The following is a 26,663-nucleotide window of genomic DNA, read 5'->3' as shown; positions in this document are numbered from 1 at the left end:
CTTTTCGCCGTCAGAGGTATGTGACATAGTACTGACTGTGAGTCAGTCTCTGACCTGCGATGTCGTGGTTGTCGGCGCCGGGATGGTGGGTGCCGCCTGCGCCCTGTACGCGGCCCGGGCGGGGCTGGACGTCGTCGTGGTGGACCGCGGCCACGTGGCCGGCGGCACGACCGGTGCGGGGGAGGGGAACCTCCTCGTCTCCGACAAGGAACCGGGCCCGGAACTCGACCTGGCCCTGTTGTCCTGCCGGCTGTGGGCCGAGCTGGCCGAGGAACTGGGCAAGGCGGTCGAGTACGACGCCAAGGGCGGGGCCGTCGTCGCCGCGACGCCCGAGGCGCTGACCGGGCTGACGGAGCTCGCCGCCGGACAGCGGGTGGCCGGAGTCGACGTGGAGCCGGTCGGGGAAGGCCAACTCCACGAGCTGGAGCCGTACTTGGCGCCAGGGCTCGCCGGAGGTGTCCACTATCCGCAGGACGCCCAGGTGATGCCCGCGCTCGCCGCAGCGCACGTCCTGCGCGCCTCGGGCGCCCGGCTGATCACCGGCCGGACGGTGACCGAGGTCCTGCGCGGCGCCGGCGGGGCGGTGCGCGGGGTGCGCACGGACCGGGGCGACGTGCACGCCCCGGCGGTCGTCAACGCGGCCGGCACCTGGGGCGGCGAGCTGGCCGACCGCGCCGGAGTCCGGCTGCCGGTACTGCCCCGGCGCGGCTTCGTCCTGGTCACCGAGCCGTTGCCGCCCCGCGTCCGGCACAAGGTGTACGCGGCGGACTACGTGGCGGACGTCGCCAGCGACTCGGCGGCGCTGCAGACCTCCCTGGTGGTCGAGGGCACGGCCGCCGGACCGGTCCTGATCGGCGCCAGCCGGGAACGCGTCGGCTTCGACCGCTCCCTCTCGCTCCCCGCGCTCCGGGCCCTCGCGGCGGGCGCGACCCGGCTGTTCCCCTTCCTGGAGCGGGTCCGCGCCCTGCGCACCTACGTCGGCTTCCGGCCGTATCTGCCCGACCACCTGCCCGCGATCGGCCCCGACCCCCGGGTGCCCGGCCTGCACCACGCCTGCGGACACGAGGGCGCGGGCATCGGGCTGGCCACCGGCACCGGGCACCTGATCGCACAGTCGCTGGCCGGCCGCCCACCGGACATCGACCTCACGCCGTTCCGGCCCGACCGCTTTCCCGGGGAGCCCGGCCATGTCGCCGAGGAGCCCGACCGCCTTCCCGAGGAGGCCGAGTGAACCCCCTGGAGCTGGCCGGGGCGCGGCCCGGCCCCGCCTTCACGGTCACCTTCGACGGCCGGGAGATCCGGGCGCTGCCCGGCCAGACCGTCGCCGCCGCGCTGTGGGCGGCCGGCGTCACGGCCTGGCGCACCACCCGGGGCTCGGGCCGCCCGCGCGGGATCTTCTGCGGGATCGGCGTCTGCTTCGACTGCCTGGTCACGGTCAACGGGCGGCCGAACCGGCGGGCCTGCCTCGTCCCCGTACAGCCCGGCGACGTGATCCGCAGCCAGGAGGGGACGGGCCATGCGGACTGACCTCGCGGTGATCGGCGCCGGACCGGCCGGGCTCGCCGCGGCACTGGCGGCCGCCGCACGAGGCGTACGGGTCGCGCTCGTCGACGCGGCGCCCGGGCCGGGCGGCCAGTTCTACCGGCAGCCCGCCGCCGCGCTGCGGGCCGGGCGGCCCGAGGCGCTGCACCACCAGTGGCGTACCTGGGAGCGGCTGCGGGACGGGCTCGCCACCAGCGCCGTGGAAGTGCTGACAGACCATCATGTGTGGTTCATCGAGCCGGGGTCCGGCGGCTTCACCATGCACGCGCTGCTAGGGCCCGAGCAGGAGGAACCGGCCGAGGTGCGCGCCGCCGCCGTACTGCTGGCCACCGGCGGCTACGAGCAGGTGCTGCCGTTCCCCGGCTGGACCCTCCCCGGTGTCGTCACCGCCGGCGGCGCGCAGGCCATGCTCAAGGGCGGACTCGCCGCGCCGGGCCGCCGGGCCGTCGTCGCCGGGACCGGGCCGCTGCTGCTGCCGGTGGCCACCGGGCTCGCGGCGGCGGGCGTCGAGGTCGCCGCGCTCGTCGAGTCCGCCGACCCGGCGCGCCTGACGCGCCACGCCCGCGCACTGGCCGCCAAGCTCCCCGAGGGCGCCGGATACGCCGCCCGGCTCCTGCGCCACCGCGTACGCCTCCTGTCCCGCCATACGATCGTCCGCGCGCACGGCGTCGACCGGCTCACCGGCGTCACCCTCGCCGCCCTCGACGCCACCGGACGCCTCCGCCCCGGCACCGAACGGCACATCGCCTGCGACACCCTCGCCGTCGGCCACGGCATGCTCCCGCACACCGACCTCGCCGAGAGCCTCGGCTGCCGCACCGACGGGCCGGCCGTCGCCGTCGACGACGAGCAGCGCACGGACGTACCCGGCGTCTGGGCGGCGGGCGAGGCCACCGGCATCGGCGGCGCGGCCCTCGCCCTCGCCGAGGGACACATCGCGGGCTGCTCGATCGCCGCCCGCCTGGAGAACACCGCCTGCGCCCCCGCGCCCGCGGCCGTCAAGTCCCGTACGAGTCTACGGCAGTTCGCCGCCGCCCTCGACGCCGCCTACGCCCCGCCCGCGCACTGGACGGACCAGGTCACCGACGACACCGTCGTCTGCCGCTGCGAGGAGGTCACCGCCGGTGACGTCCGTGCGGCCGTCGACCTCGGAGCGGGCGACGTCCGCACCGTGAAACTGCTCACCCGGGCCGGAATGGGCTGGTGCCAGGGCCGGGTGTGCGGATCCGCCGTCGCCGGGCTGGCCGGGTGCGCACCCGGCCCGTCGCGCCGTCCCTTCGCCCGCCCCGTGCCGCTCGGCGTCCTCGCCCGCCCGACCACCGAGGAAGGACCCCCATGACCGACCACCGCCCCTGGCGCGGCGTCCTCGTCGCCACCGCCCTCCCGCTGAACGACGACCTCTCCGTCAACTACGACCGGTACGCCGAGCACTGCGCCTGGCTGGTCGAGAACGGCTGCGACGGCGTCGTGCCGAACGGCTCCCTCGGCGAGTACCAGGTACTCACCCCCGAGGAGCGCGCCAAGGTCGTCGAGACGGCCGTCGCCGCGATCGGCGGTCAGCGCGTCATGCCCGGCGTCGCCGCCTACGGCTCCGCCGAGTCACGGCGCTGGGCCGAGCAGGCGCGCGAGGCGGGCTGCGGCGCGGTGATGCTGCTGCCGCCCAACGCCTACCGCGCCGACGAACGGTCCGTCCTCGCCCACTACGCCGAGGTGGCCAAGGCCGGGCTACCGGTCGTCGCCTACAACAACCCCATCGACACCAAGGTCGACCTCGTACCCGAACTCCTCGCCGAACTGCACGCGCAGGGGTCCATCCAGGGCGTCAAGGAGTTCTCCGGCGACGTCCGCCGCGCCTACCGGCTCGCCGAACTCGCCCCGGAACTCGACCTGTTGATCGGCGCCGACGACGTCCTGCTGGAACTCGCGGTCGCCGGCGCCAAGGGCTGGGTCGCGGGCTACCCGAACGCACTGCCCAGGGCGTCCGTGGAGCTGTACCGCGCCGCGGTCGGCGGCGACCTCGACACCGCGCTGCCGCTGTACCGTCAGCTGCACCCGCTGCTGCGCTGGGACTCACGGGTGGAGTTCGTGCAGGCCATCAAGCTGTCCATGGACCTCGTCGGTCGCCACGGCGGCGCCTGCCGTCCGCCCCGCATGCCGCTGCTGCCCGAGCAGGAGACCGCGGTCCGCGCGGCCACGGAAAAGGCCGCGGCGGCGGGACTCGCCTGAACGGAGGCCGGAACATGCGCAGCAAACTCGTCCTGCACGCCGTCGACTCGCACACCGAGGGCATGCCGACCCGCGTCATCACCGGCGGCATCGGCACCATCCCCGGCGCGACCATGAACGAGCGGCGGCTGTACTTCCGTGAACACCGCGACGACATCAAGCAGTTGCTGATGAACGAGCCGCGCGGCCACTCCGCCATGAGCGGCGCGATCCTCCAGCCGCCGGCCCGCCCCGACTGCGACTGGGGCGTCGTCTACATCGAGGTGTCCGGCTATCTGCCGATGTGCGGACACGGCACGATCGGCGTCGCGACCGTCCTCGTGGAGACCGGCATGGTCGAGGTCACCGAGCCGGTCACCACCATCCGCCTCGACACCCCGGCGGGCCCGGTGAACGCCGAGGTCGCGGTGGAGAACGGCGCCGCCAAGGCCGTCACCCTCCAGAACGTCCCGGCCTTCTCCGTCGCCCTCGACCGCAAGACCACGCTCCCCGACGGCCGCACGGTGACGTACGATCTCGCCTTCGGCGGCAACTTCTACGCCATCCTGCCGCTGGAGCAGCTCGGACTGCCCTTCGACCGCTCCCGTAAAGACGACATCCTCAAGGCCGGCCTGGCCCTGATGGACGCGATCAACGCGGACGACGAACCCGTCCACCCGGAGGACACCTCCATCCACGGCTGCCACCACGTCTACCTGGCCGCGCCCGGCTCGACCGCCCGCCACTCACGGCATGCGATGGCGATCCACCCCGGCTGGTTCGACCGCTCGCCCTGCGGCACCGGCACCAGCGCCCGCATGGCGCAGCTGCACGCCCGCGGTGAACTCCCGCTGCACACCGAGTTCGTGAACGAGTCCTTCATCGGCACCCGGTTCACCGGCCGCCTCCTCGGCACGACCGAGGTCGCGGGCCGCCCGGCCGTACTGCCCAGCTTCACCGGCCGCGCGTGGCTCACCGGCACGGCCCAGTACCTGCTGGACCCGGAGGACCCCTTCCCGGCGGGGTTCGTGCTGTGAGTCCCGGCCACACCCCCGACCTCCCCGTGCTGGGCGCCCGAAAGCCCAGCCACCGCGAGCGGGTCGCGGACGCGCTGCGGGCCGCGCTGATCGCCGGCGAACTCCGCCCCGGCGAGATCTACTCGGCCCCCGCCCTCGCCGCCCGCTTCGGCGTCTCCGCCACCCCGGTCCGCGAGGCCATGCTCGACCTTGCCAAGGAGGGCCTGGTCGACACCGTCCCCAACAAGGGCTTCCGGGTCACCGCCGTCTCCGAGAAACAGCTGGACGAGTACACCCACATCCGCTCCCTGATCGAGATCCCCACCACCACCGCCCTCACCACCACCGCCGACCCCGCAGCCCTGGAGGCCCTGCGCCCGGTCGCCCAGGACATCGTCACGGCCGCCGCGACCGGCGACCTCATCGCCTACATCGAGGCAGACCTGCGCTTCCACCTGGGCCTGCTGACCCTCGCGGGCAACGACCACCTGGTCGAGGTCGTACGAGACCTACGCCGCCGCTCCCGCCTGTACGGCCTGGCGACCTTGGCCGAGTCGGGTCGCCTGGAGGCCTCGGCCAAGGAGCACCTGGAACTCCTCGACGCCCTACTGGCCCGCGACCCGGAACAGGTCCACGAGGTGATGACCCGTCACCTCGGGCACGTACGGGGGCTGTGGGCTTCTTAGTCCGGCGGGGGCATGTTCACCTTGTCAGTCGGCGTTCCGCGCTTCGCCGCCTGGATCTGCTCGTACACATGCGTCCGCAGCTCGGCGAAGCGCGGGGCCACGCGGGTGTGCAGCTGGTCCCGTTCGGCCAGGAGGTCGACCTTCAGCTGTTCCTTCACGACCGTGGGGGAGGCCGACAGGACGATCACCCGCTCCCCGAGGTACACGGCCTCATCGATGTCATGGGTGACGAACAGGCATGATGGCGCGGTTGATCCGGCCGGTGAACTCTCCCCCAGCCTTCGGCCGGGAGGTGCCCCCAGCCGTATCCGGCGAGCGGAGACGCTCTTGAGGCTGTTGACCAGCTTCGAGACGGCGACCTTGGGCGGTCGGCCCCGGCTATCTCGCCTCGACGCCCGACCCGACCGGTGTCGCCTTCCGCCGGGAGGTCCCGCCACCCTGACCCCGCGGACGGACGCGGCCGTGAGGCCGACGAGCAGACGACGACGCATCAGCTGGACGCCCGGCTCGCCCGCACCGAGCTGCGCCCGATGACCGGGCGCACGATCGTCACGGCCCGCGCCCTGCGGGCCGAACTGCGCCGGGTGCGCCGGCAGGGCCACGCCCTGGTCGACCAGGAGCTGGAGGAGGGGCTCAGGTCGGTCGCCGCCCCGGTGCGGGACCGGGACGGCGCGGTGGTGGCCGGGGTGAACATCGCGGTGCACGCCGGCCGGCACTCCGTGGAGGCGGTCCGCCGCGATCTGCTGCCGCACCTGCTGGCGACCGTGGCGCGGATCGAGGCGGACGTGAGGATCAGCGCCCTGGTCACAGATCCAGGACGAGCCGCTTCCCCCGGCAGCGCGACACACAGATGAGCATGGTCTCGCCGGCCGCGCGCTCCTCGTCGGTGAGCACCGAGTCCCGGTGGTCCGGCTCGCCTTCGAGGACGTCGGTCTCACAGGTGCCGCAGGTGCCCTCGGTGCAGGAGTACAGCACCTCGACGCCGGCGCCGCGTACGGCGTCCAGCACGGAGACGTCCGCCGGAACGGTGAGCGTTTTGCCGCTCTGCGCGAGCTCGACCTCGAACTCCGTGTCGTCGCCGGTCTGTTGCCGCTCCTTCGGCTGGAACCGCTCCACGTGCAGAATCCCGGCCGGGCACCGCTCCTCGACCGCGTCCAGCAGCGGTCCGGGCCCGCAGCAGTAGACGAGCGTGCCGTCGGGCGGCCTGTCCAGCACGGAGGCCAGGTCCAGCAGCCCCCGCTCGTCCTGGGGCGCGATCGTCACCCGGTCCCCGTAGCGGCCCAGTTCCTCGGTGAACGCCATCGAGGTGCGGGTGCGTCCGCCGTACAGCAGGGTCCACTCGGCGCCCGCCGCCTCGGCCGCGGCGAGCATGGGCAGGACCGGCGTGATGCCGATGCCGCCCGCGACGAACCGGTAGCGGGGGGCGGGCTCCAGACGGAAGTGGTTGCGGGGGCCGCGTACCCGCACCTTGTCGCCCTCGCCCAGATGGTCGTGCACATGGGCGGAGCCGCCCCGCCCGTCCGGCTCCCGCAGCACCGCGATCCGCCAGGCGGAGCGGTCCGCCGGATCGCCGCACAGCGAGTACTGCCGCTCCAGGTCCGGGCCGAGGACGACGTCGATGTGGGCGCCCGGCTCCCAGGCGGGAAGCTCCTCGCCCAATGGGTGGCGCAGGGTGAGGGCGCGGACGCCGTCGGCCGCCGACTGCGCACGGTCGACGACGAGTTCGGCTTCGTACAGACTCATGAGCTGTTTCCTCGCGGCTCGGGTCGCGGCTCGTGCCCCTGCGGATGGGCGAGCATCCACTCCCACATCTCGACCGGATCCTGGGCGGTGTGCTGGCGGCCGCAGTGACAGGTGCCGTGCAGGATGTCGGTGCCCGGCAGCCAGTCGATACGGTAGATCTCGCGCGGCCCGTCAGAAATGAGCCTGGTCACTGCACCTTCTCCATGGGCTTCTCGCCCTCCTCGACGAGCCGGGCGAGGATGCGGCGGGCGGCCAGGCCGCCGGTGTCGATGTTGATGCTCAGCTCCTGGTAGCCGGTGCGCTCGGTGCCGAGCGTCTTCTGCAGCAGGTTGAGCGCGGTGACGTCCTGCATGACGACCGTGTGGTTGTTGCCCCGCAGGAACTCGGTGACCTCGGCGTCGTCCGTGGCCCAGTCCCGCGAGACCGCCCAGAAGTCGTACACCTTGCCGTCGCCCAACGGCGTGATGCAGTACGTGATCTCGGTGTGGAAGCCGCCCGGGTCGCTGCCGTCCGCCTCCGGCACCACGCCCACGGGGGCGACGCGGCTGTGCAGCAGGTACAGGCAGGGGGCGTGGTACTCGATGTCCTGCCAGCGCATGATCCGGCCGCTGATACCGGTCGACTTGGCGTAGAACGGCGGGCACTCCGCGTCGTCCATGTGCCGGCTCACCCGTACGATCCCGGCGCCCTCGTCGACCTCCGTCGTGATCGGCGTCTCGGCGACCTCGGGGGTGCCGATGTAGCCGCCGTGCAGATACGTCTCGTGAGACAGGTCGAGGAGGTTGTCGACGAGCAGGCCGTAGTCGCAGTCGATGGGCTCCATGCCGCGTACGGTGGTCCAGCCGGGGGAGTCGAGGTGACTGGCCCGCGGGATGGTCTGCGGGTCGGCGAGGTCCGGGTCGCCGATCCACACCCAGATCAGGGAGTCCTGCTCGACGACGGGATACGACGCGACGCGCGCGGTGCGCGGGACGCGTTTCTGCCCCGGCACGTACACACACGTCCCGGTCGTGTCGTAGGTGAACCCGTGGTAACCGCACACGATCCGGTCCCCGTCGAGCCGGGTCGGGGCCTCGGACAGCGGGTAACGCCGGTGCACACACCGGTCGTTGAGGACGACCGGCGTCCCCTCCTGCTCGGTCCGGTACAGCACGAGCGGCTCACCGAGGATGGTCCGCCCCAGCAACTCGCGTCCGACTTCCTGGCTGTAGGCGGCGACGTACCACTGGTTCCTGGCGAATGCGGTCATGTGAGGCATGGGGTTCCCGTCCCTGAAGCGCGGGGCACCTTCGCCCCGCGAGCCGTGGTTGGAATCAGGGTCGTGATGGTTGCGGTGGCTCGGCAAGGGGGCTTCTGTCAGGCGGAAGACGTTCCAAAAAACGCTGGTCAGGGCCATGTGAAGCCAAGAAGCGATGGTTTGCCGGAGGGCAGGCGGCGGTGGAACCCGCCGATACAGGCCGCCCGGCGTCAGCGGCGCAACTCCCGGTGGGCCGTCTCCGGAAGCCGCAGGTACACCAGCGAGGACAGCAGGCACAGCACGGCGACGTACCACGGGAAGAGCCCGGCGTGCCCGAGGTCCTTGAACAGGGTGCCGATGTAGGGGGCCGTGCCGCCGAAGAGTGCCACCGTCAGCGAGTAGGGGAAGCCGATCCCGGCCGCGCGCACCCGGGGCGGGAAGATCTCGGCGTTCACGGCCGCGCTGATCGAGGTGAACCCGGTCAGCAGGACCATGCCCGCGCACTGCACGAGCAGCAGCACGGCGAAGGAGTCGCGCAGGGCGTGCAGCAGGGGCACGGTCAGCAGGGCGAAGCCCAGGCCGAAGAAGAGGAGCAGGGGCCGGCGGCCGTACCGGTCGGAGAGGAGGCCGCCGAGCGGCTGGAGCAGGCCGAAGAAGGCCAGTGAGATCGTGCCGGCGAGCAGGGCGTCCGACTTGTCGATGCCCGCGTTGAGTTCGGCGTACGTCGGCAGGTAGGACGTCCAGGTGTAGTAGGCGATGGTGCCGCCCACGGTGATGCCGCCGATCAGCAGGGACTCGCGCGGATGGCGGCGCAGCGCCTCCAGCAGGCCGGGGCGCGGGGACCGTTGCTGCTCGGCGCTGCGGGTCTCCTGGGCGCCCTGCCGGATCCAGAAGCCGACCAGGCTGAGCAGCGCCCCGAGGACGAACGGGACACGCCAGCCCCAGCCGTTCATCGACCGTTCGGAGAGCGTGTCGACGAGCAGCGTCGCGATGCCGGACGCGACGAGCTGCCCGGCGGTCGTCGACACGTACTGGAAGCTGGAGAACAGCCCGCGCCGCCCCGGCCCGGCCGACTCCACCAGGAAGGTCGTCGAGGCCGCGAACTCGCCTCCCACGGACAGCCCTTGCAGCAGCCGCGCGAGGACCAGGACCACCGGCGCCAGCACGCCGGCCGCCGCGTACGTCGGCGTCATCCCGACCAGCAGGCTGCTGCCGCCCATCAGCAGGATGGTCACCGTCAGCGCGGTGCGCCGCCCGTGCCGGTCGGCTATCGCGCCCATGAGCAGGCCGCCGACGGGACGCATGAAGAAGCCCACCGCGAACACCGCGAAGGTCGACAGCAGCGGCACCAGGGAGTTGCCCGCGCCCTTGGGGAAGACCTCGGCGGCGATGTAGGTGGCCAGAAACGTGTAGGCGTACCAGTCGTACCACTCCACGGCATTGCCCACGGAGGCGGCGAGGAGCTGGCGTACGGGCCGTTTCGTCGGTGCGGTGGCCCTGTGCGTGTCTGTCATGATCGCGACCATCCCCTGGTGGCCGCCCCGGCACACCTCACGTACCGACGACTTTCACATGCGCGCCATCAGACCCTTCCCTGACGTTTGGTGCCCTTGGAACACTCGCTCCGCGCACCTTCGTCACGTTCCGGCCATTCGTGCGCAGGATAGAGGTCCCTCACTCATGCCCGAAGCCAACCGGCGCCGCTTTCTCCAGCTCGCGGGTGCCACCACGGCGTTCACCGCGCTGTCGGCCAGCATCCAGCGTGCCGCCGCCCTCCCGGCCAACCACCGCACGGGGTCGATCGAGGATGTCGAGCACATCGTCGTCCTCATGCAGGAGAACCGTTCCTTCGACCATTACTTCGGCTCGCTGCGCGGCGTCCGCGGCTTCGGCGACCCGCATCCGGTCACCCTGGCGAACGGCAGGTCGGTCTGGCACCAGGCGGACGGCGGCGGCAGGGACGTCCTGCCCTTCCACCCCGACGCCGACGACCTGGGCATGGCCTTCATCCAGGACCTCCCGCACGGCTGGAACGACGGACACGACGCCGTGAACGGCGGCAAGTACGACAAGTGGGTCCCGGCCAAGGGCTCCACGACCATGGCGTACCTGAACCGCGAGGACATCCCGTTCCACTACGCGCTCGCCGACGCCTTCACCGTCTGCGACGCCTACCACTGCTCGTTCATCGGCTCCACCGACCCGAACCGCTACTACATGTGGTCGGGCTACACCGGCAACGACGGCACCGGCGGCGGCCCGGTCCTCGGCAACGACGAGAAGGGCTACGGCTGGACGACGTACCCGGAGCGCCTGGAGAAGGCAGGGATCTCCTGGAAGCTCTACCAGGACATCGGCGACGGCCTGGACGCCAAGGGCAGTTGGGGCTGGATCGAGGACGCCTACCGCGGCAACTACGGCGACAACTCGCTGCTCTACTTCAACCAGTACCGGAACGCCGAGCCCGGCGACCCGCTCTACGACAAGGCCCGCACCGGCACCGACCACACCAAGGGCGAGGGCTACTTCGACCAGCTCAGGGCCGACGTGAAGAGCGGCAGGCTGCCGCAGATCTCCTGGATCGTCGCCCCCGAGGCCTTCACCGAGCACCCCAACTGGCCCGCGAACTACGGCGCCTGGTACATCGCCCAGGTCCTCGACGCGCTCACCGCCAACCCCGAGGTGTGGGCGAAGACGGCGCTGTTCATCACCTACGACGAGAACGACGGCTTCTTCGACCACCTGATCCCGCCGCTCCCGCCCGCTTCCGGCGCGCAGGGCAAGTCCACGGTCGACGTCGGCCCGGACCTGTTCAAGGGCGACGGCAAGGACGTCGCCGGCCCCTACGGGCTCGGCCAGCGCGTGCCGATGCTCGTCGTCTCGCCGTGGAGCAAGGGCGGCCACGTCTGCTCCGAGACGCTCGACCACACCTCGATCCTCCGGTTCATGGAGCGCCGTTTCGGCGTGCAGGAGCCGAACATCTCGCCCTGGCGGCGCGCGATCTGCGGCGACCTGACCGCCGCGTTCGACTTCTCCCGCACGGACACCCGGCCGGTCGCGCTGCCGGACACCGACGGCTACGAGCCCCCGGACCGCGAGCGCCACCCCGACTACGTGCCGACCCCGCCCGCCCACGGCGTCCTGCCGAGGCAGGAGCGCGGCCTGCGGCCCGCCCGCCCGCTCAAGTACGCCCCGTACGTGGACGGTTCCATCGACGCGGCGGCCGGGAAGCTCACGCTCACGTTCGCCTCCGGCGCACACGCGGGCGCCGCCTTCCTGGGGACCTCCGGCAACCGCACCGACGGCCCCTGGAGCTACACCACCGAGGCCGGCAAGACCGTCTCCGACACCTGGAATCCGGCGTACTCCCAGGGCACGTACGACCTGACCGTGCACGGCCCGAACGGCTTCCTGCGCGTCTTCAAGGGCGCGAACAAGGCCGCCGGTCCCGAGGTCACCGCCCGGCACACCGGCGACGACGTCGAGCTGACCTTCACCCACCAGGGCTCCGGCACGGCACGGCTGCAGATCGCGAACGGGTACGGCGGCCGGGCCACGACCGTCACCGTGCGCGCCGGTGCCACCGTCAAGCACACCGTCGACCTCACGGTGAGCCGGCGCTGGTACGACCTGACCGTCACCGCCGAGGCCGACCCGGCGTTCCTGCGGCGCTTCGCGGGGCACGTGGAGAACGGGCGGCCCGGGGTGAGCGATCCGGCGATCATCACCGAGTGATCACCGGGGGATCAGTGTCTGCTGCGGTACTAGAGGGGCGTGAGGTGTCCCGGTTCGGACCGGCGGTGTGCCGGTTTCGGCTGCCGGGGCACCAACGCCGGTTCGGGCGTCGCCGTTCCGGGCTCCAGGGCCATGACGGCGGCGACCGGATGGTCGTCGTGCACCTCGTCCCGGGCGGGCTCGTCGCCGTGGTGGGGTGCCGCGTGGCTCAGCAGCACCACGCCCCAGGACGCCAGTCCGGCCCCGGCGAGGGCGAGCAGGACGCCCGCCGGGCCGCCCTGGAGGCGTTCGCCGAGCAGCGTCAGCCCGATCACCGCGGCGGCCACCGGGTTGGCCAGGGTCACCACGGCGAGCGGGGCGCCGAGCCCGCCCCGGTAGGCGGTCTGCGCCAGCAGCAGCCCGCCGGCCGCGAACGCCGCCACCAGCACCGCCACTCCGATCACCTGGAGGCTCAGCAGCGGTCCGGAGCGGTCCGTCACGGCCACCGTCACAGTCTGGGTGAGCGCCGAGGCGACCCCGGAAGCGATGCCGGACGCGCCGGCGTGCCGCAGCCCGGGCCGTGCGCCCGGCCGCGCCAGCAGGCCGATCAGCGCAGTCGTCGCGCCCGCGACCGCCAGCGCCTCGGGCGCGCTCAGCACGTCGCTGGGCTCCGGCCCGGACGCGGTGACCAGGATCGCGGCCAGCCCGAGCAGCGTGAACGCCGTACCCCGCCACTCGACCGCGCTCACCCGCCGCCCGGCGAGCCGCGCCCCCATCGGCACCGCCGCGACCAGCGTCAGCGCGCCGAGCGGCTGGACCACGGTGAGCGGGCCGTACTTGAGGGCCACGACGTGCAGCAGCGCGGCGGAGGCGTTCAGCGCGACCGACCACCACCACGCCCCGCTGCCGAGCAGCCGCAGTGCGCCCGTGCCGGGGCTGCGGGAGGCCAGCCGCTCCTGGGCGACGGCGGCGGCCGCGTAGGCGACGGCGGAGACCAGGGACAGGGCGACGGCGACGAGGGCGGCGCTCATCGGCCCGCACCCACGAGCACCTGCTCGTCGTCGGGCACCCGCTTTCCTCCCGGCCTCTGGGCCACCACGAGGGTCCCGCGCGCGCCCGGCATCCACAGCGGCAGGCGGATCGCCGCAAGTGCCGTACCAAACAGGGCCGCTGCCACGATCGAGTCGAGGCCCGCCGCAGACCGACCAGCTGTCGAACCAGTTCGCGGCGATGCCGTCACCGCCTGCCCGGTGTCCACCAGGCCCGCCGCCGCCGGCATGCGCGGCGGGGCGAGCGGGAACGGCGGGTGCGGCACCAGTGCGGCGGGGAAGTGGACGGTCGCGTAGTAGGTGTTCGCGATGTGGATCAGCGTGTCGCCGTGCAGCAGGGGGGACTGCACCGCGCCCTCGCCGGGCAGCCGGAGGGCTCGTTCCAGGTCCCACACGCGGTGCGCGTTGGGGAAGGCCTCGCCGGTGTGGCCCGTCGCCGGCTCCCGGCCCAGTTTGTGGACGAGGAAGAGCGCTGCGACGAGCAGGAGCTCACGGACGAGCGGCAGACGCGCTACGGCGTCGGGCTCCGCCTCTGCAGGCACGGTGCGGGCATTCATCCCCCGGCCCCTTCGCTGACGGTGGTGCGTGGCGTGCGGAACACATCGATACGCGAGCGTACCGATACGGCATTGTACCGATACGACCCGGTACCGGTACACTTCCGTATCGATAGACGTACGACACACTGGACGCAGCCACCCCAGGCCCGGTTGAGCGAGGGAGAGCAGAGCCGATGACGTCGCAGGCCGCGGACGGACCGGAGACGGTCGCCGCCTCGCGCCGCTCCAAGATCACGCCCGAGCGTGAGCGGGAGTTCTTCGACGCCGTGCTCGAACAGATCCGCGAGTGCGGCTACGACGCCGTGAGCATGGAGGGCGTGGCCGCCAGCACGCGGTGCAGCAAGTCCACGCTCTACCGGCAGTGGAAGACGAAGCCCCAGTTCGTGGCGGCGGCCCTGCGCGCCAGCCGCCGGGCGCGCCTCGGCGGCATCGACACCGGTTCGCTCGCCGGGGACCTGCGCGAGGTGGCGCGGACCGCGGGGGAGCTGTCGGGCAACGACACCAGGCTGCACCAGGCGCTCGGCCACGCGATCCTGCAGGACCCCGAGCTCCAGAAGGCGCTGCGCGAGGCCCTCGTCGAGCCGGAGCTCGCCGCGCTGCGGGAGATCCTGCGGCGCGGGATCGAGCGCGGTGAGGTGCCCGCCGGTCATCCGGCGCTGGAATACATCCCGGCCCAGGTGTTCGGCGTGCTTCGCGTGCGGCCCATCCTCGAGGGCGAGTACGCCGACCCCGACTACCTCGTCCGGTTCGTGGACGCCGCCGTGCTGCCGGCGCTCGGGCTGACCTGAGGCCGGGTGGGGCGCCCGTTGAAGCGGAGGGGCGTTCCACCCGGCCGACCAGGCAGCGGGACGCCTGCCGGCGTGATCGGCCGTCCTGTCGGTGATCAGCCGACCCGGCGATGATTCAGACGTTCTGGCCGCTGCCACCGCCCTTCGCCGCCTTGATGCCCTGGGTGATCTCGTCGATGACGGACTGCGTCTCGCCGACGTCGACGCCGAAGCGGACGACGATCATCGCCTGCGCGGTGGTGGGGGAGGGGAAGGCGAGCGACTCGACGTAGCCGTCGGCGCCCTTGTTCGTGACCGCCTTCCAGCGGACGAGATAGCCCTTCTGCCCAGCCACGGTCACCGCCTTCGACGCCAGCACCTCGTGCGAGGTGATGCCGCCGTAGCTCTTGCCGCCGTAGGACTGCTCCGCGTTCTTGGCGATGTCCGCCTTGGCGACCTCCTCGGCGGTGCCGCCCCGGGTGCCGAGCGCCAGCGCGGGCGCCGAGTACGCCCCGCCCTTGCTGCAGTCCGCGGAGGGGTCCCCGGGGCACTTGTACGTCCCGTCCGCCGACACCTGCGCGCCGACCTGGAGCTCCTGGCCGTACCAGCCGTCCGGGATGGGCAGGCTGATCCCGCTGAAGGCGTCGGTCACCGACCCGCTGTCGACCTTCGGCGGCTCGGACTGCCCGGGCCCCGGCTGCTGCCCACCGGAACCACCAGATCCGCCGGACCCGCCACCGGAACCCCCCGAGTCGCCGAACGGCCCGCCCTGCCCACCGGAACCGCCCGGTCCGCCCTGGCCGTCCGGCCCCTGCGAGGTGGCGGAGTTGCTGCCGCTGTCACCGTTGGACAGCGCGTACACGCCGACACCGATACTGGCGAGCACCGCGACCGCCGCGGCCACGGCTATCCCGGTCCGCAGCCGGTTACGCGGGCGGGCGGCGGGCGGCGCGGGGTAGGCCGGATAGCCGGGAGGGGCGGGGTAGCCCGGAGCCGCCCGGTACGCGTGGCCCGGGTATGCCGGAAGCGCCCCGGCGACCGGTGGCTGGGCCCCGGCGGAAGGCGGCTGCGCCCCGGCTACGGGCGCCTGATCCCCAGCGGCTTGTGGGTGCGTCCCGGCTTCGGCCGGCCGGCCCGCGGCAGCTGACGGTTGCGCGCCTGCTTCGGGTGCCTGGCTTGCGGCAGCTGACGGTTGCGCGCCTGCTTCGGGTGCCTGGCTTGCGACAGCTGACGGTTGGGCCCCGGCTTCGGCTGGCTGGCCTGCGGTAACTGACGGTCGCCCCTCCGCTGCGGGCGCCTGGTCCGCGGCGGCCGACGGCTGTGCCCCGGCTTCGGGCGCCTGTTCCCCGGCGCCCGCCGACTGCGTTTCGCCCGCGGGGGCTCGGTCCTCGCCCGCCGATGCCTGTGCCCCCGCGTCCGGCGCCTGGTCCGCGGTGTCCGCCGTCCGCGGCGGGGGACTCCCCGCTGTGGGTGGCTGTGCGGGGCGGACCTGGGCCGTCCATGCCTTGCCGTCCCACCAGCGCTCGGTGGCGGGACCGTCACTCTTCTGTCCGGGGTCCGGGTACCACCCGGGAGGAGTCGCCTGCGTCATGTGCTCACCGTATGAGGCCTCGGTGAAAGCCGGATGAGAGGATCCGCGCCGCAGCCGCACCCCGACGACGGCGACACCCCTGATCCGCGGGCATGCGTGCCTCCCCCAGTGCCTCAAGGCCTGGGAGGTCCCCCCAGGGCGGCACGGGTGGGCGCGGGCGGCACTCCGTCAGCGCCGGGCTGCGCGACTCACCCCGGCCCACACCAACACCGCTGACCTCCCCACCTCTTGGTCGCACCCCCGGGCACGTCGTCCGCCTTTACCCGATGTCACTCCGTCGCAGCAAGAGCTCCGCGGAGCGTCCTCCGCGGCGGCGGCAGGACGGCTACGCTCGAGGTCTGAACGTCGTACGGCGACTTGGGGAGGGGAACGGGATGACGGAGGTACGGCCCCCGGCCGCCGCCTCGGCTTCCCTGTGGGAGCGCGACGCCGAGGTCGCCGCAGTCACGGCGGCGGTCGACACCCTGTGCGCCGACCACGCGTCGTCCGGCGGCCTGCTGGTGTTCCGCGGCGAGGCCGGCCTCGGCAAGACCGCGCTGCTGGCCGAGACCCGCCGGATCGCCGAGGCCCGCGGCTGCACCGTCTGGTCCGCACGCGGCGGCGAGACCCTGCGCTCCGTCCCCTTCAACGTCGTACGGCAGTTGTTACAGCCCGCGCTCGTGTCGATGCTGCCGGATGAGGCGCGCGAGTACCTCGGCGACTGGTACGACATCGCCGGCCCCGCCCTCGGCATCGCGGACCCCGGCGAGCGGCAGGCCGACCCGCAGGGCGTGTGCGACGGCCTGGTCGCCGCCGTACGCCGGCTCGCCCGCCGCGAGTGGCCCCTGGTGCTGATGGTCGACGACGCCCACTGGGCCGACCAGGAGACCCTGAGGTGGCTCGCCGCCCTCGCCGAACGCGTCGACGAGATGTCGGTGCTGCTCGTGGTGGCCCGCCGCCCCGGCGACATCAGCGGCTCCGGCACGAGCCACCTGGACGCGGTGGCCGCTACGGCGGACCGCTCCGTCGCCACCCTCAGCGCGCTGACCCCGCAGGCCACGGCCGGGCTCACCCGCGCCACCCTGGGCGAGCACGCCGACGCCCCGTTCTGCCGCGAGGTGTGGGCCGTCACCGGCGGAAACCCGTACGAGACCGTCGAACTCCTCGCCAAGGTGCGCGACAGCGAGCTGGAACCGGTCGAGGCCCGGGCCGCCGAACTGCGCGCCCTGAACCGCTCCGCCCGCGGCGGCGGACTCGTCGCCCGCCTGGAGGAACTCGGCATAGACGCGACGCGGTTCGCCTGGGCCGCCGCCATCCTGGGCACCGGCATCTCCGTGGAGCTGGTGGCCAGGCTCTCCACCATGAGCCGCGAGGACGCCGTCCGCTGCGCCGCCCTGCTGCGCAGCGCCCGCATCCTCACCGAACCCGGCCCCCAGTCCGGCGGCCGGGCCGACGGCGGCGACCTGGAGTTCGTCCACCCGCTGATCGCCACCGCTGTCTACAACTCCATCCCCGACGCCCTGCGCACCGCCATGCACGGCATCGCCGCCCGGATCGTCACCGACTCCGGACGCGGCGCCGCGGCCGCCGCCCGCCACCTGCTGGAGGTCCACCCGGACGACGACGAGGAACTGGTCGAGCAGCTGCGCGAGGCCGCCCGCGAGCACCTCGCCGTCGGCGCGCCCGATGCCGCCCGCCGCTGCCTGGAACGCGCCCTGGAGGAGCCGCCCCGGCCCGAGGTGCACGCGCGCGTGCTGTACGAACTCGGCTGCGCCACCATCCTGATCGTGCCCGTCAGGACGATCGGCCAACTGCGGACCGCGCTCGGCATGCCCGGTCTCGACGGCGACGACCGGGTGGACGCCGTCGTCCGCTTGTCCCAGGCACTGGTCCACAACGACCAGCTGGAGGAGGCGGTCGGGATGGTCGAGGCGGAGGCGGCCCGGCTGGAACCCGGGCCCGCCCGGATGCGGCTGGAGGCCGTGCACATCATGTGGGAGGGGATCCACGGCGGCGAGGTCACCTCACCGGGCCGCTCCGAGCGCCTGGCCGAGCTCGCGCGGACCTGCACCGGACGGGACAACTCCGAACGCGTGCTGTTCATCCTGCGCGGCTTCGACGCCCTGCTGCACGGGGAGAACGCCGAGGAGGTCGTCGAACTGTGCGACCGCGCCCTCGTCAACGGCCGCCTGGCTCCCGGACTCGGCTGGACCGGCTCCGAGTGGGGCATCGAACTGCTTCTGATGCTGGCCAACGCGTACGCCTACACCGACCGCCTCGACCGCGCAGAAAGCCTCTACAACGAGGCCGTGCGCGCCTACGAGATCGCCGGCTGGACCGGCGGACACCTGGCTCTGGCGCACGCCTACGTCGGCGTCGGGCATCGCAGACGCGGCCGTCTCCAGGACGCGGAACGGTCCCTGCGCCAGGCGCTGCCCCTCGCCGAGCGCGTCGGTCGCGGACTGCCCGTGTACTGGACCGTGACCTGCAATCTCGTGGACACGCTGCTCGCCCGCGGCCACGTCGACGAGGCCTGGGACGTTGCCGAGCGGCACGACTTCGCCCCGCCCTACCCGTCGACCATAGTGCTTCCGTACCCGCGGGCGGTGCGCGGCCGACTGCTGCTCGCCGTCGGCCGCACCAAGGACGGCATCAACGAACTGGAGGCGGCCGAGAAGGCCGCGGCCGCCCGCGGCCATCACAACCCGGTGCTGGTGCCCTGGGCGGCCGACCTCGCCCGGGCCCTCGCCGCCGAGGACCCGGACCGCGCCGCCCGGCTCGCCGTCGACATCCGCCGACAGGCCGAGCGCTTCGGCACCGACTCGGCCAGGGGCGAGGCCCTGCGCTGTGCCGCCGCGCTGGAGACCGGCCAGCGCAAGGTGCGGCTCGCCGCCCGCGCGGTCGCCTGCCTGGAGGCCTCGCCCTGCCAGTACGAGCACGCGGCGGCCCGCGTCGAACACGGCATCGCCGCCCGTTCGGCGGCCGAGCTGGACCGGGGCCTGGCCCTGGCCCGTTCGTGCGGCGCGGACGGCCTGGTCGCCCTGGCCCAGGCGGAACTGCGGACGCTGGAGGCGGGACACGGGCTGCGCTAGCCAGGCCTGGGCGGCGCTCACACGGTCAGCAACTGCTCCGTGACCGCCGACAGCCGCCGCCGTACGTCCGCGTCGTACGTCGCCTCGTGTGCCCGCGCCGGACGTGTGCCGTCGAAGTAGCCGCCCGAGCCGCGCTCCTCGGTGGCCAGGGACAGTACGCCCGGGGCGCCGTCGGCGACCGTGTTCCACGGGGTGATGCCGCCCTCGCGGACCATCGTGGTGTCCATGTAGGTCGCGGGGTGCAGCACGTTCACCGAGACGCCGGTGCCGGCCAGCTCCTCGGCGAGCGTGAACGTGTGCGCGGCGAGCGCGAACTTGCTGCGGCAGTACGCCGAGACGCCGCTGTAGCCGTGGGTGAGTTCCGGGTCGTCGAAGTCGAGGGGCTCCTGGCCGGCGGAGCCGACGTTGACGATCCGCGCGGGGGCGTTCGCGCGCAGCACCGGCAGCAGGGCCCGGGTGAGCAGGACCGGCGCCAGGTAGTTGACCGCGAGCCGCAGCTCGTGCCCGTCGGCGCTCAGCTCCCGCCCGGAGCCCTGCGCGCCGAAGCCGATGCCCGCGTTGTTGATCAGCACGTCCAGTTCGGGATGCGCCTCGGCGACCGTCGCGCCCAGCTCGCGCACCTGCGCCAGCGAGGCCAGGTCGGCGACGAACCAGTCGGCCTCGCCCTCGGTGCGCAACTCCCCGGCCAGGCGCTCCGTCCGGCCCGGATCGCGCCCGTGCGCGAGGACGCGATGCCCCGAGCGGACCAGCTCGAGGGCGACGTACCGGCCGAGGCCGGAGGTGGCACCGGTGATCAGGATGGTGGACATGCCCCCACCGTAGGCACAGGGCGAGGACAACTGCGTGACGCCACTGAGGGTACGACCGTCAGGGGCACCCTCAGCTGTCGTCCTCCTCCAGCACCCGCTGGGCCACCGCGAACGCCGAGTTCGCCGCCGGGACCCCGCAGTACACGGCGGTCTGCAGCAGCACCGCGCCGATCTCCTCGGGCGTCAGCCCGCCCCGCCGCGCCGCCCGCACATGCATGGCCAGCTCGTCGTAATGACCGTGCGCCACCAGAACGGTCAGAGTGATCATGCTGCGTTCGCGGCGCGTGAGCGTCGGGTCGGTCCAGATCTCGCCCCAGGCGTAGCGGGAGATGAAGTCCTGGAAGCGGGCGGTGAAGGGGGTCTGCCGGGCCTGCGCACGGTCCACGTGCGCGTCGCCCAGCACCTCCCGCCGTACCTCCATGCCGCGCCCGGCGCCCCCGCCGAAGTGTGCCCGCAGTGCCGCCAGCACGGCCTGAGGGCACTGCGCGGGCGCCAGATGGGAGGCACCCGGGATCTCCACGAGCGCCGCGCCCGGCACCGCGTCGGCGATCTCCCGCAGGTGCGCGGGCGGGGTCGCCGGGTCCTCGCGGCCGGCGACGAGCAGGGTCGGCGCGGTGACCGAGGCCAGCCGGTCCCGCAGGTCGAACGCGGCCAGCGCGTCACAGCAGGCGGCGTACGCCGCCGGGTCGGCGTCGCGGTGGTCGGCGACCAGCTCCGGCACGGTGAAACCAGGCGTGAACCAGCGGGCGTTCGCGCTCTCGGCCAGCCCGGCCAGCCCCTCGCGGCGCACCAGCGCGGCCCGCTCCTCCCACGGCTTCGACCCGTTGAAGTGCGCCGACGAACAGATCACGGCGAGCGACGACACCCGCTCGGGATGATGCGCGGCGAGATGCAGCCCGACCGCGCCGCCCAGCGACACGCCCGCGTAGGCGAACCGCTCGATTCCGAGCGCGTCGGCGAGCGCCAGGACCAGCCCGGCGATATCCGCGACCGTCGCGCCGGGTCCGATCAGCCCGGGCGCCGACCCTCCGTGCCCCGGCAGGTCCCAGCGGACCACCCGGTGGGTGACGGACAGCTCGGGCGCCACCTTGTCCCACAGGGCGTACGACGTGCCCAGCGACGGGCCGAGCAGCAGCGGGGGCGCCGAAACGGGGCCCTCAGTGCGGTGGTTGAGCAGCTCCTCTTTCAATGTCGCTCCAGAGCACGGTCGGTGAGGGCTCCGGCGGAGCCGGTGTAGTGGGCAGGGTCGGTGTCGAGTGGCGTGTCCTTCAACTCGTGCTCCGCTGCGAGGAGTTCGCCCAAGACGCGTCCCTCGGCATACGTCCGCCCGGCCAGCTCGGTGAGCAGGGCCTTGGCCCGCGCCCGGCCGAGCACCGGCGCCAGCTCCGCGGACAGCCGTTCGGACACGATCAGTCCGTGGGTGAGACCGAGGTGTTCGCGCATGACGTCCGGCCGCACCCGCAGCCCCTCGGCCAGCTCAGCGGCGTCCCGCGCGGCACCTCCGGCCAGCCGCAGCAGCTCCCGCAGCGGCTCCCACTCCGCGTGCCAGGCACCGGCCGGACGCTCGTCCTCCGCCGCCAGCGACCCGTAGAGCGTGGCCGCGAGCTGCGGCGCGCGCCGGGCCGCCGCCGCGATCAGCGTCGCGCGCACGGGGTTCGCCTTGTGCGGCATCGCCGACGAGCCGCCGCCGCTGCCCTCGGCAACCTCGCCGATCTCCGTCCGGGACAGCACCAGCACATCGGCGGCCACCTTGCCCAGCGCCCCGGCCGTGAAGGCGAGGCAGCCGGCGAGGTCGGCGATCGGAGTGCGCAGGGTGTGCCACGGCAACAGCGGTGCCTGGAGGCCGAGTTCGCGTGCGTAGGCGGCGGGCAGCGCGGCGGCGTCGGCCGCGCCGTACGCGGTGAAGGCGGCCAGCGTCCCGGCGGCGCCCCCGAGCTGGGCGGGCAGTGAGCCGCGTACGGCCGTCACGCGGTCGCGCGCGTCGAGCACCAGCGACCGCCACCCCGCCGCCTTCAGCCCGAACGTGGTCGGCACGGCGTGCTGGGTGAGCGTCCGTCCCGGCATCGCCGTGTCCCGGTGTCCGGCCGCCAGCCCGGCCAGCGCCCGTTCGGTACGGGCCAGGTCGGCCAGGAGCGGGTCCAGGGTACGCGCGGCCACCAGCATCGTCGCCGTGTCCAGGATGTCCTGGCTGGTCGCGCCCCGGTGGACGTACGGGCCGTAGTCCGCACCGACTGCCCCGGTCAGGTCCGCGACGAGCGGAATGACCGGGTTGCCGCCGCCGCGGGCGCGCTCCGCGAGGGAGCGCACGTCGAACCGCTCCGGGTCGGCCGCCTCCGTCACGGCGGCAGCGGCCTCGGCGGGCACGAGCCCGAGCGCGGCCTGGGCGCGCGTCAGCCCGGCCTCCGCGTCGAGCAGCGCCCGCAGGTAGGCGGTGTCGTCGGTCGCTGACGCGGCCGGCGAGCCGGTCCACCCCGGGTCGAGCAGGGAATCGGCTGATGTCACTGGAACTCCAGGAAGACCGTCTCGCCTTCGCCCTGAAGGCGGATGTCGAAACGGTACGTGCCGTCGCCCTCCTCCACCGCGATCAGCGTGTCGCGCCGCTCCTGCGGCACCTGCGCCAGCAGCGGGTCGGCCGCCAGGGCCGTGGCGTCGCCCGGCAGGTAGATCCGCGTGTACAGGTGCACCAGCAGCCCGCGCGCGAAGACGCACAGGCTGAGGTACGGCGCACTGCGCCCGCGCGCGCCGGGCTGCAGCGTGCGCGCGTACCAGTGGCCGTTGGTGTCGGTCTGGACGCGTCCGAACCCGGTGAACTCCACGCCGTTGCGACCGAGGAAGTCACCCGACGCCGGGTCGCGCCGCATCGACCCGTCGGCCGTCGGCACGTTGCCGTCGGGGTCCGGCCCCCACAGCTCCAGCAGCGCGTCCGGCAGCGGGTTGCCCTCGCCGTCGGACACGTACCCGTGCACGGTGACCGTGTCCGGGTGCCCGAGCGGCGCGATGTCCTCGCCGCCGCGGAACGGCAGCGCGTACCCGTAGAACGGGCCCACGGTGTGCGAAGGGGTGGGCAGCACGCTCTCCGGCCTGCTCGTGTCGATCTTCGTCATGGCGGGTCAGCGTCCTTCTTCGATCCAGGTGGCGTGCGGGCCGTCCAGCACGATGTCCCAGTGGTAGCCGAGCGAGAACTCCGGCACCGACAGGCTGTGGTCGTACGTCGCGACCAACCGCTGCCGGGCGGCGTCGTCCGTGACGGACTGCAGGATCGGGTCGTACCCGAAGAGCGGGTCGTTCGGGAAGTACATCTGCGTCACGAGTCGCTGCGTGAACGCCGAACCGAAGACCGAGAAGTGGATGTGCGCCGGGCGCCAGGCGCCCACGTGGTTGCGCCACGGGTACGGGCCCGGTTGGATCGTCGTGAACCGGTAGAAGCCGTCGTCGTCGCTGAGCGTGCGGCCGACGCCGGTGAAGTTCGGGTCCAACGGGGCGTCGTGCTGCTCGCGCTGGTGGGCGTACCGGCCAGCCGAGTTCGCCTGCCAGATCTCCACCAGCTGACCGCGCACCGGGCGCCCGTCGCGGTCCAGCAGCCGGCCGGAGACGGTGATCCGCTCGCCGATCGGCTCGCCGTGGTGCTGCCGGGTCAGGTCGTTGTCGATCTCGGTGATGTCGCGCTCCCCGAAGGCGGGGGAGGACAGCTCCACCAACTCCGGGTCCTTGGAGACGTCGATGGTGACCGGCGGCTGCTTCGGGTGGCGCAGCACCGACGAGCGGTACGGCGCGTAGCCGCGGCGCGGGTGGTGCTCGACGGGGGCGCCGTCGGCGAGGCGCTTCTCGTACGCGGCGTGCTCGGCCGCGATCTCCTGGTCGATGTCGTGCTGGGTGAGAGTCATGGGGGTTCCCCGGAGGTCGTTAGCGTTCGAGGACGAGGGCGAGGCCCTGGCCGACGCCGATGCACAGGGTGGCGACGCCGATGCCGCCGCCCTTGCGGGCGAGTTGGTGGGCGACGGTGCCGGCGAGGCGGGCGCCGGACGCGCCGAGCGGATGCCCGAGGGCGATGGCGCCGCCCTGCGGGTTGAGGATCGCCGGGTCGAACTCGGGCCACTCGGCCACACAGCCCAGGACCTGGGCGGCGAAGGCCTCGTTGAGTTCCAGGACGTCGAGGTCGGCGAAGGTCCTGCCCGTCTTGGCCAGGGCCCGGTTGACGGCTTCGACGGGGGCGAGCCCGAAGTAGTGCGGGTCGACGGCGTTGACGCCGGTGGCGCGGATGCGGGCGAGGGGTTCGCGGCCGGTGGCGCGCAGTCCCTCCTCGTCGACGAGGAGGAGGGCGGCGGCGCCGTCGTTCAGGGGCGAGGCGTTGCCCGCGGTGACGGTGCCATTCTCGGGTCGGAAGGCGGGCTTGAGCCTGGCCATCGCGGCCAGGGAGGCGTCCGGCCGTACGCATTCGTCGGCGGCGAAGACGACCGGGTCGCCCTTGCGCTGCGGGATGGTCACCGGCGCGAGCTCGGCGTCGAACAGGCCCTTCGCCCGCGCCCGGGCGGCCTTCTGGTGGGAGGCGAGCGCGAACTCGTCCTGCCGTTCACGCGTGATCTTGTGCTTGTCGGCGATGAGTTCCGCGCTCTCGCCGAGGGGGACGGTCCACTGCGGGTCCATCTTCGGGTTGACCATGCGCCAGCCGAGGGTGGTGGAGTACAGCTCGGTGTGCCCGGCCGGGAACGGCTTGTCGCTCTTGGGCAGGACGTAGGGGGCGCGGGTCATCGACTCCACGCCGCCGGCCACGGCGATGGAGGCGTCCCCGACCGCGATCGCGCGGGCCGCCTGGATCACGGCCTCCAGGCCGGAGGCGCACAGCCGGTTGACGGTCACGCCCGGCACAGAGGTGGGCAGCCCGGCCAGCAGGGCGGCCATGCGGGCGACGTTGCGGTTCTCCTCGCCGGCGCCGTTGGCGTTGCCGAGGTAGACGTCCTCGATCCGGGCCGGGTCCAACTCGGGGGTATGGCGGAGGAGTTCATGGATGGCATGAGCGGCCAGGTCGTCGGGGCGGACGCTCGCGAGGCCGCCGTTGTAGCGACCGATCGGGGTCCGTACGGCATCGACGAGGTAGACGTCCCTCATGACTGGATCCCTTCGGCCACGCGCACCTTCGCGGCTGTCTTCTCGATGATGTCCTCGGCCGCGACACCCGGCGCGGTCTCGACGAGCAGCAGTCCGTCGTCGGTGACGTCCAGGACACCGAGGTCGGTGACGATCCGGTTCACGCATCCCTTGCCGGTCAGCGGCAGCGCGCACTCGGCGAGGATCTTCGGGGAGCCGTCCTTGGCGGTGTGCGTCATGACGACGATGACCTGGCGGGCGCCGTGAACGAGGTCCATCGCCCCGCCGATCCCGGTGATCAGCTTGCCCGGAATCGCCCAGTTGGCAAGGTCGCCGGTCTCGGAGACCTGCATGGCGCCCAGCACGGCGACATCGATGTGCGCACCGCGGATCATCGAGAAGGACAGCGCCGAGTCGAAGAAGGACGCGCCCGGCAGGACCGTCACGGTCTCCTTCCCCGCGTTGATCAGATCCGGGTCCACCTGGTCCTCCGTGGGGTAGGGGCCGGTGCCCAGGATGCCGTTCTCCGACTCCAGGATCACCTCCACGCCCTCGGGCAGGTAGTTGGGGATCAGCGTGGGCAGGCCGATGCCGAGGTTGACGTACTGGCCGTCCTCCAGTTCGCGGGCCGCCCGCGCGGCCATCTGTTCGCGTGTCCAGGCCATCAGCCGCTCACCGTCCGCTGCTCGATCTTCTTGTCGGCCGCCTGCTCCGGGGCCAGCGCCACCACCCGCTGCACGAAGATGCCCGGCAGGTGCACCGCGTCCGGGTCGATCTCACCGGGTTCCACGAGCTCTTCCACCTCGGCGATCGTGACGCGCCCGGCCATCGCCGCGAGCGGGTTGAAGTTCCTGGAGGACTTGTTGAACACCAGGTTCCCGTGCCGGTCCCCCTTCGCCGCCCGCACCAGCGCGAAGTCGGTACGGATCCCGTGCTCCAGCACATACTCCTCGCCGTCGAACTCCCGCACCTCCTTCGCCGGCGACGCCACAGCGACCCCGCCGGAGCCGTCGTAGCGCCACGGCAGCCCGCCCTCGGCGACCAGCGTGCCCACCCCGGCCGGGGTGTAGAAGGCGGGGATCCCGGCCCCGCCGGCGCGCAGCCGTTCGGCCAGCGTGCCCTGCGGGATCAGTTCCACCTCCAGCTCCCCGGCCAGGTACTGGCGGGCGAACTCCTTGTTGGCGCCGATGTAGGAGCCGGTCACCCGGGCGATCCGCCCGGCCGCCAGCAGCACCGCCAGCCCGGAGTCCATGGCCCCGCAGTTGTTGGAGACGATCGACAGCCCGCCGACTCCCCGCTCGTACAGCGCCTGGATGAGCACGTTCGGCACACCGCTCAGCCCGAAACCGCCCACCGCGAGCGACGCGCCGTCGCCCACATCGGCCACCGCCTCACCGGCCGTGGCGACCACCTTGTCCATCCCGGCGACCCCATCTCTTCCGAGCGCCCCGAACCTCGATTAGTCAGGGCACTGAGTATTTGTGCGAGGTAATCCTGTGAGGTTTTCCTCACGCTGCCACCGACCGCGGAAACCGTCAAGACTTTGGTGAATACAGCCTTTCGGTAGCCGCCCGCCCCCGCGACAGTC

General features: G+C 73.0%; 23 protein-coding genes and 4 pseudogenes. 10 read left to right on the top strand and 17 right to left on the bottom strand.

Going from position 1 to position 26,663, the window contains the following annotated elements; all coding sequences use genetic code 11:
• The first annotated feature begins 37 nt into the window (after positions 1–37).
• The 6 genes from H8R17_RS04815 to H8R17_RS04790 are packed head-to-tail and all read left to right on the top strand — an operon-like array spanning position 38 to position 5,449.
• Positions 38–1,231, top strand: a complete 1,194-nt coding sequence (locus H8R17_RS04815) for an FAD-binding oxidoreductase (protein ID WP_187821860.1) — start codon at positions 38–40, stop codon at positions 1,229–1,231.
• A complete protein-coding gene (locus tag H8R17_RS04810) occupies positions 1,228–1,527 on the top strand; it encodes a (2Fe-2S)-binding protein (protein ID WP_187821859.1) in 300 nt (99 codons plus the stop codon). Before H8R17_RS04815 ends, H8R17_RS04810 begins: the two co-directional genes overlap by 4 nt.
• Positions 1,517–2,881: an NAD(P)/FAD-dependent oxidoreductase gene (locus H8R17_RS04805; RefSeq protein ID WP_187821858.1), complete on the top strand. Its 1,365-nt coding sequence runs from the start codon at positions 1,517–1,519 to the stop codon at positions 2,879–2,881. Before H8R17_RS04810 ends, H8R17_RS04805 begins: the two co-directional genes overlap by 11 nt.
• Complete coding sequence (locus H8R17_RS04800) at positions 2,878–3,768, top strand: dihydrodipicolinate synthase family protein (protein ID WP_187821857.1); 891 nt, start codon at positions 2,878–2,880, stop codon at positions 3,766–3,768. Before H8R17_RS04805 ends, H8R17_RS04800 begins: the two co-directional genes overlap by 4 nt.
• Before the next feature lie 14 nt (positions 3,769–3,782).
• Positions 3,783–4,784: a proline racemase family protein gene (locus H8R17_RS04795; protein ID WP_187821856.1), complete on the top strand. Its 1,002-nt coding sequence runs from the start codon at positions 3,783–3,785 to the stop codon at positions 4,782–4,784.
• Positions 4,781–5,449: a GntR family transcriptional regulator gene (locus H8R17_RS04790; RefSeq protein ID WP_187821855.1), complete on the top strand. Its 669-nt coding sequence runs from the start codon at positions 4,781–4,783 to the stop codon at positions 5,447–5,449. The genes H8R17_RS04795 and H8R17_RS04790 overlap by 4 nt, the downstream gene beginning before the upstream one ends.
• Here the strand turns inward: H8R17_RS04790 and H8R17_RS04785 are convergent.
• Positions 5,446–5,685: pseudogene (locus tag H8R17_RS04785) on the bottom strand (ABC transporter ATP-binding protein); the annotation flags it as partial. The gene H8R17_RS04790 and the pseudogene H8R17_RS04785 sit on opposite strands and share 4 nt — an antisense overlap.
• Positions 5,686–5,946: 261 nt before the next feature.
• Here H8R17_RS04785 and H8R17_RS04780 point away from each other — a divergent pair.
• Positions 5,947–6,303, top strand: a pseudogene (locus H8R17_RS04780) (IclR family transcriptional regulator C-terminal domain-containing protein); the annotation flags it as partial.
• On the opposite strand, the gene H8R17_RS04775 reads toward H8R17_RS04780, so the two are convergent.
• The 4 genes from H8R17_RS04775 to H8R17_RS04760 all read right to left on the bottom strand — a co-directional run bounded on the left by H8R17_RS04775 (position 6,254) and on the right by H8R17_RS04760 (position 9,955).
• The gene (locus H8R17_RS04775; RefSeq protein WP_187821854.1) at positions 6,254–7,192 is read right to left on the bottom strand and encodes a PDR/VanB family oxidoreductase; all 939 of its coding nucleotides are present in this window, start codon (positions 7,190–7,192) and stop codon (positions 6,254–6,256) included. The pseudogene H8R17_RS04780 and the gene H8R17_RS04775 overlap by 50 nt on opposite strands.
• Positions 7,189–7,383, bottom strand: coding sequence for a hypothetical protein (locus H8R17_RS04770; RefSeq protein WP_223124679.1), 195 nt, complete (start codon positions 7,381–7,383; stop codon positions 7,189–7,191). Before H8R17_RS04770 ends, H8R17_RS04775 begins: the two co-directional genes overlap by 4 nt.
• Complete coding sequence (locus H8R17_RS04765) at positions 7,380–8,450, bottom strand: aromatic ring-hydroxylating dioxygenase subunit alpha (RefSeq protein WP_187821853.1); 1,071 nt, start codon at positions 8,448–8,450, stop codon at positions 7,380–7,382. Before H8R17_RS04765 ends, H8R17_RS04770 begins: the two co-directional genes overlap by 4 nt.
• Before the next feature lie 209 nt (positions 8,451–8,659).
• Entirely contained in the window at positions 8,660–9,955 is a 1,296-nt protein-coding gene (locus tag H8R17_RS04760; RefSeq protein ID WP_187821852.1) for an MFS transporter, read from the bottom strand.
• A gap of 154 nt (positions 9,956–10,109) precedes the next feature.
• Between H8R17_RS04760 and H8R17_RS04755 the strand changes: the two genes are divergently transcribed.
• Entirely contained in the window at positions 10,110–12,164 is a 2,055-nt protein-coding gene (locus H8R17_RS04755) for a phosphocholine-specific phospholipase C (protein WP_187821851.1), read from the top strand.
• A 29-nt stretch (positions 12,165–12,193) separates the two neighbouring features.
• On the opposite strand, the gene H8R17_RS04750 is transcribed toward H8R17_RS04755, so the two are convergent.
• Positions 12,194–13,174, bottom strand: coding sequence for a hypothetical protein (locus H8R17_RS04750; RefSeq protein ID WP_187821850.1), 981 nt, complete (start codon positions 13,172–13,174; stop codon positions 12,194–12,196).
• Complete coding sequence (locus H8R17_RS46345) at positions 13,171–13,749, bottom strand: inositol phosphorylceramide synthase (protein WP_262505019.1); 579 nt, start codon at positions 13,747–13,749, stop codon at positions 13,171–13,173. Before H8R17_RS46345 ends, H8R17_RS04750 begins: the two co-directional genes overlap by 4 nt.
• Positions 13,750–13,925: 176 nt before the next feature.
• Between H8R17_RS46345 and H8R17_RS04740 the strand changes: the two genes are divergently transcribed.
• Complete coding sequence (locus H8R17_RS04740; protein ID WP_187821849.1) at positions 13,926–14,540, top strand: TetR/AcrR family transcriptional regulator; 615 nt, start codon at positions 13,926–13,928, stop codon at positions 14,538–14,540.
• A gap of 115 nt (positions 14,541–14,655) precedes the next feature.
• Here the strand turns inward: H8R17_RS04740 and H8R17_RS04735 are convergent.
• Both H8R17_RS04735 and H8R17_RS04730 read right to left on the bottom strand, forming a co-directional pair.
• Positions 14,656–15,654, bottom strand: a pseudogene (locus H8R17_RS04735) (hypothetical protein); the annotation flags it as partial.
• A 339-nt stretch (positions 15,655–15,993) separates the two neighbouring features.
• A pseudogene (locus H8R17_RS04730) lies at positions 15,994–16,110 on the bottom strand (DUF2510 domain-containing protein); the annotation flags it as partial.
• Positions 16,111–16,484: 374 nt separating this feature from the next.
• On the opposite strand from H8R17_RS04730, the gene H8R17_RS04725 reads away from it, so the two are divergent.
• Positions 16,485–19,181, top strand: a complete 2,697-nt coding sequence (locus tag H8R17_RS04725; protein ID WP_187821848.1) for an AAA family ATPase — start codon at positions 16,485–16,487, stop codon at positions 19,179–19,181.
• 17 nt (positions 19,182–19,198) lie between these two features.
• Here the strand turns inward: H8R17_RS04725 and H8R17_RS04720 are convergent, their stop codons facing one another.
• From H8R17_RS04720 to H8R17_RS04685, 8 genes are all read right to left on the bottom strand, one after another.
• The gene (locus H8R17_RS04720) at positions 19,199–19,990 is read right to left on the bottom strand and encodes an SDR family NAD(P)-dependent oxidoreductase (RefSeq protein WP_187821847.1); all 792 of its coding nucleotides are present in this window, start codon (positions 19,988–19,990) and stop codon (positions 19,199–19,201) included.
• Between the two features lie 70 nt (positions 19,991–20,060).
• A complete protein-coding gene (pcaD, locus tag H8R17_RS04715) occupies positions 20,061–21,179 on the bottom strand; it encodes a 3-oxoadipate enol-lactonase (protein ID WP_187821846.1) in 1,119 nt (372 codons plus the stop codon).
• A complete protein-coding gene (pcaB, locus tag H8R17_RS04710) occupies positions 21,176–22,492 on the bottom strand; it encodes a 3-carboxy-cis,cis-muconate cycloisomerase (protein ID WP_187821845.1) in 1,317 nt (438 codons plus the stop codon). Before pcaB ends, pcaD begins: the two co-directional genes overlap by 4 nt.
• The gene (pcaG, locus tag H8R17_RS04705; protein ID WP_187821844.1) at positions 22,489–23,094 is read right to left on the bottom strand and encodes a protocatechuate 3,4-dioxygenase subunit alpha; all 606 of its coding nucleotides are present in this window, start codon (positions 23,092–23,094) and stop codon (positions 22,489–22,491) included. The genes pcaB and pcaG overlap by 4 nt, the downstream gene beginning before the upstream one ends.
• A gap of 6 nt (positions 23,095–23,100) precedes the next feature.
• Positions 23,101–23,874 carry a protocatechuate 3,4-dioxygenase subunit beta gene (pcaH, locus tag H8R17_RS04700; protein ID WP_187821843.1) on the bottom strand — a complete coding sequence of 258 codons (774 nt, stop codon included), beginning with the start codon at positions 23,872–23,874 and terminating at the stop codon, positions 23,101–23,103.
• Between the two features lie 19 nt (positions 23,875–23,893).
• Positions 23,894–25,096, bottom strand: a complete 1,203-nt coding sequence (locus H8R17_RS04695; protein WP_187821842.1) for a thiolase family protein — start codon at positions 25,094–25,096, stop codon at positions 23,894–23,896.
• On the bottom strand, positions 25,093–25,740 hold the full coding sequence (locus tag H8R17_RS04690) for a CoA transferase subunit B (protein ID WP_187821841.1): 648 nt from the start codon (positions 25,738–25,740) through the stop codon (positions 25,093–25,095). The genes H8R17_RS04695 and H8R17_RS04690 overlap by 4 nt, the downstream gene beginning before the upstream one ends.
• Positions 25,740–26,495 carry a CoA transferase subunit A gene (locus H8R17_RS04685; protein WP_187821840.1) on the bottom strand — a complete coding sequence of 252 codons (756 nt, stop codon included), beginning with the start codon at positions 26,493–26,495 and terminating at the stop codon, positions 25,740–25,742. The genes H8R17_RS04690 and H8R17_RS04685 overlap by 1 nt, the downstream gene beginning before the upstream one ends.
• Positions 26,496–26,663 lie beyond the last annotated feature (168 nt).

Origin of the sequence: Streptomyces sp. TRM68367 (genome assembly GCF_014495685.1) — a bacterium.
Taxonomy (GTDB): domain Bacteria; phylum Actinomycetota; class Actinomycetes; order Streptomycetales; family Streptomycetaceae; genus Streptomyces.
This window is presented reverse-complemented; position numbering and strand designations above follow the sequence as displayed.

What these genes read in the sequence shown, in the direction of transcription:
- H8R17_RS04805 (WP_187821858.1), top strand. Translation starts at nt 1,517, where the DNA reads ATGCGGACTGACCTCGCGGTGATCGGCGCCGGACCGGCCGGGCTCGCC.
- H8R17_RS04800 (WP_187821857.1), top strand. Translation starts at nt 2,878, where the DNA reads ATGACCGACCACCGCCCCTGGCGCGGCGTCCTCGTCGCCACCGCCCTC.
- H8R17_RS04795 (WP_187821856.1), top strand. Translation starts at nt 3,783, where the DNA reads ATGCGCAGCAAACTCGTCCTGCACGCCGTCGACTCGCACACCGAGGGC.
- H8R17_RS04775 (WP_187821854.1), bottom strand. Translation starts at nt 7,192, where the DNA reads ATGAGTCTGTACGAAGCCGAACTCGTCGTCGACCGTGCGCAGTCGGCG.
- H8R17_RS04765 (WP_187821853.1), bottom strand. Translation starts at nt 8,450, where the DNA reads ATGCCTCACATGACCGCATTCGCCAGGAACCAGTGGTACGTCGCCGCC.
- H8R17_RS04760 (WP_187821852.1), bottom strand. Translation starts at nt 9,955, where the DNA reads ATGGTCGCGATCATGACAGACACGCACAGGGCCACCGCACCGACGAAA.
- H8R17_RS04755 (WP_187821851.1), top strand. Translation starts at nt 10,110, where the DNA reads ATGCCCGAAGCCAACCGGCGCCGCTTTCTCCAGCTCGCGGGTGCCACC.
- H8R17_RS04750 (WP_187821850.1), bottom strand. Translation starts at nt 13,174, where the DNA reads ATGAGCGCCGCCCTCGTCGCCGTCGCCCTGTCCCTGGTCTCCGCCGTC.
- H8R17_RS46345 (WP_262505019.1), bottom strand. Translation starts at nt 13,749, where the DNA reads ATGAATGCCCGCACCGTGCCTGCAGAGGCGGAGCCCGACGCCGTAGCG.
- H8R17_RS04740 (WP_187821849.1), top strand. Translation starts at nt 13,926, where the DNA reads ATGACGTCGCAGGCCGCGGACGGACCGGAGACGGTCGCCGCCTCGCGC.
- H8R17_RS04725 (WP_187821848.1), top strand. Translation starts at nt 16,485, where the DNA reads ATGACGGAGGTACGGCCCCCGGCCGCCGCCTCGGCTTCCCTGTGGGAG.
- H8R17_RS04720 (WP_187821847.1), bottom strand. Translation starts at nt 19,990, where the DNA reads ATGTCCACCATCCTGATCACCGGTGCCACCTCCGGCCTCGGCCGGTAC.
- pcaG (WP_187821844.1), bottom strand. Translation starts at nt 23,094, where the DNA reads ATGACGAAGATCGACACGAGCAGGCCGGAGAGCGTGCTGCCCACCCCT.
- pcaH (WP_187821843.1), bottom strand. Translation starts at nt 23,874, where the DNA reads ATGACTCTCACCCAGCACGACATCGACCAGGAGATCGCGGCCGAGCAC.
- H8R17_RS04695 (WP_187821842.1), bottom strand. Translation starts at nt 25,096, where the DNA reads ATGAGGGACGTCTACCTCGTCGATGCCGTACGGACCCCGATCGGTCGC.
- H8R17_RS04690 (WP_187821841.1), bottom strand. Translation starts at nt 25,740, where the DNA reads ATGGCCTGGACACGCGAACAGATGGCCGCGCGGGCGGCCCGCGAACTG.
- H8R17_RS04685 (WP_187821840.1), bottom strand. Translation starts at nt 26,495, where the DNA reads ATGGACAAGGTGGTCGCCACGGCCGGTGAGGCGGTGGCCGATGTGGGC.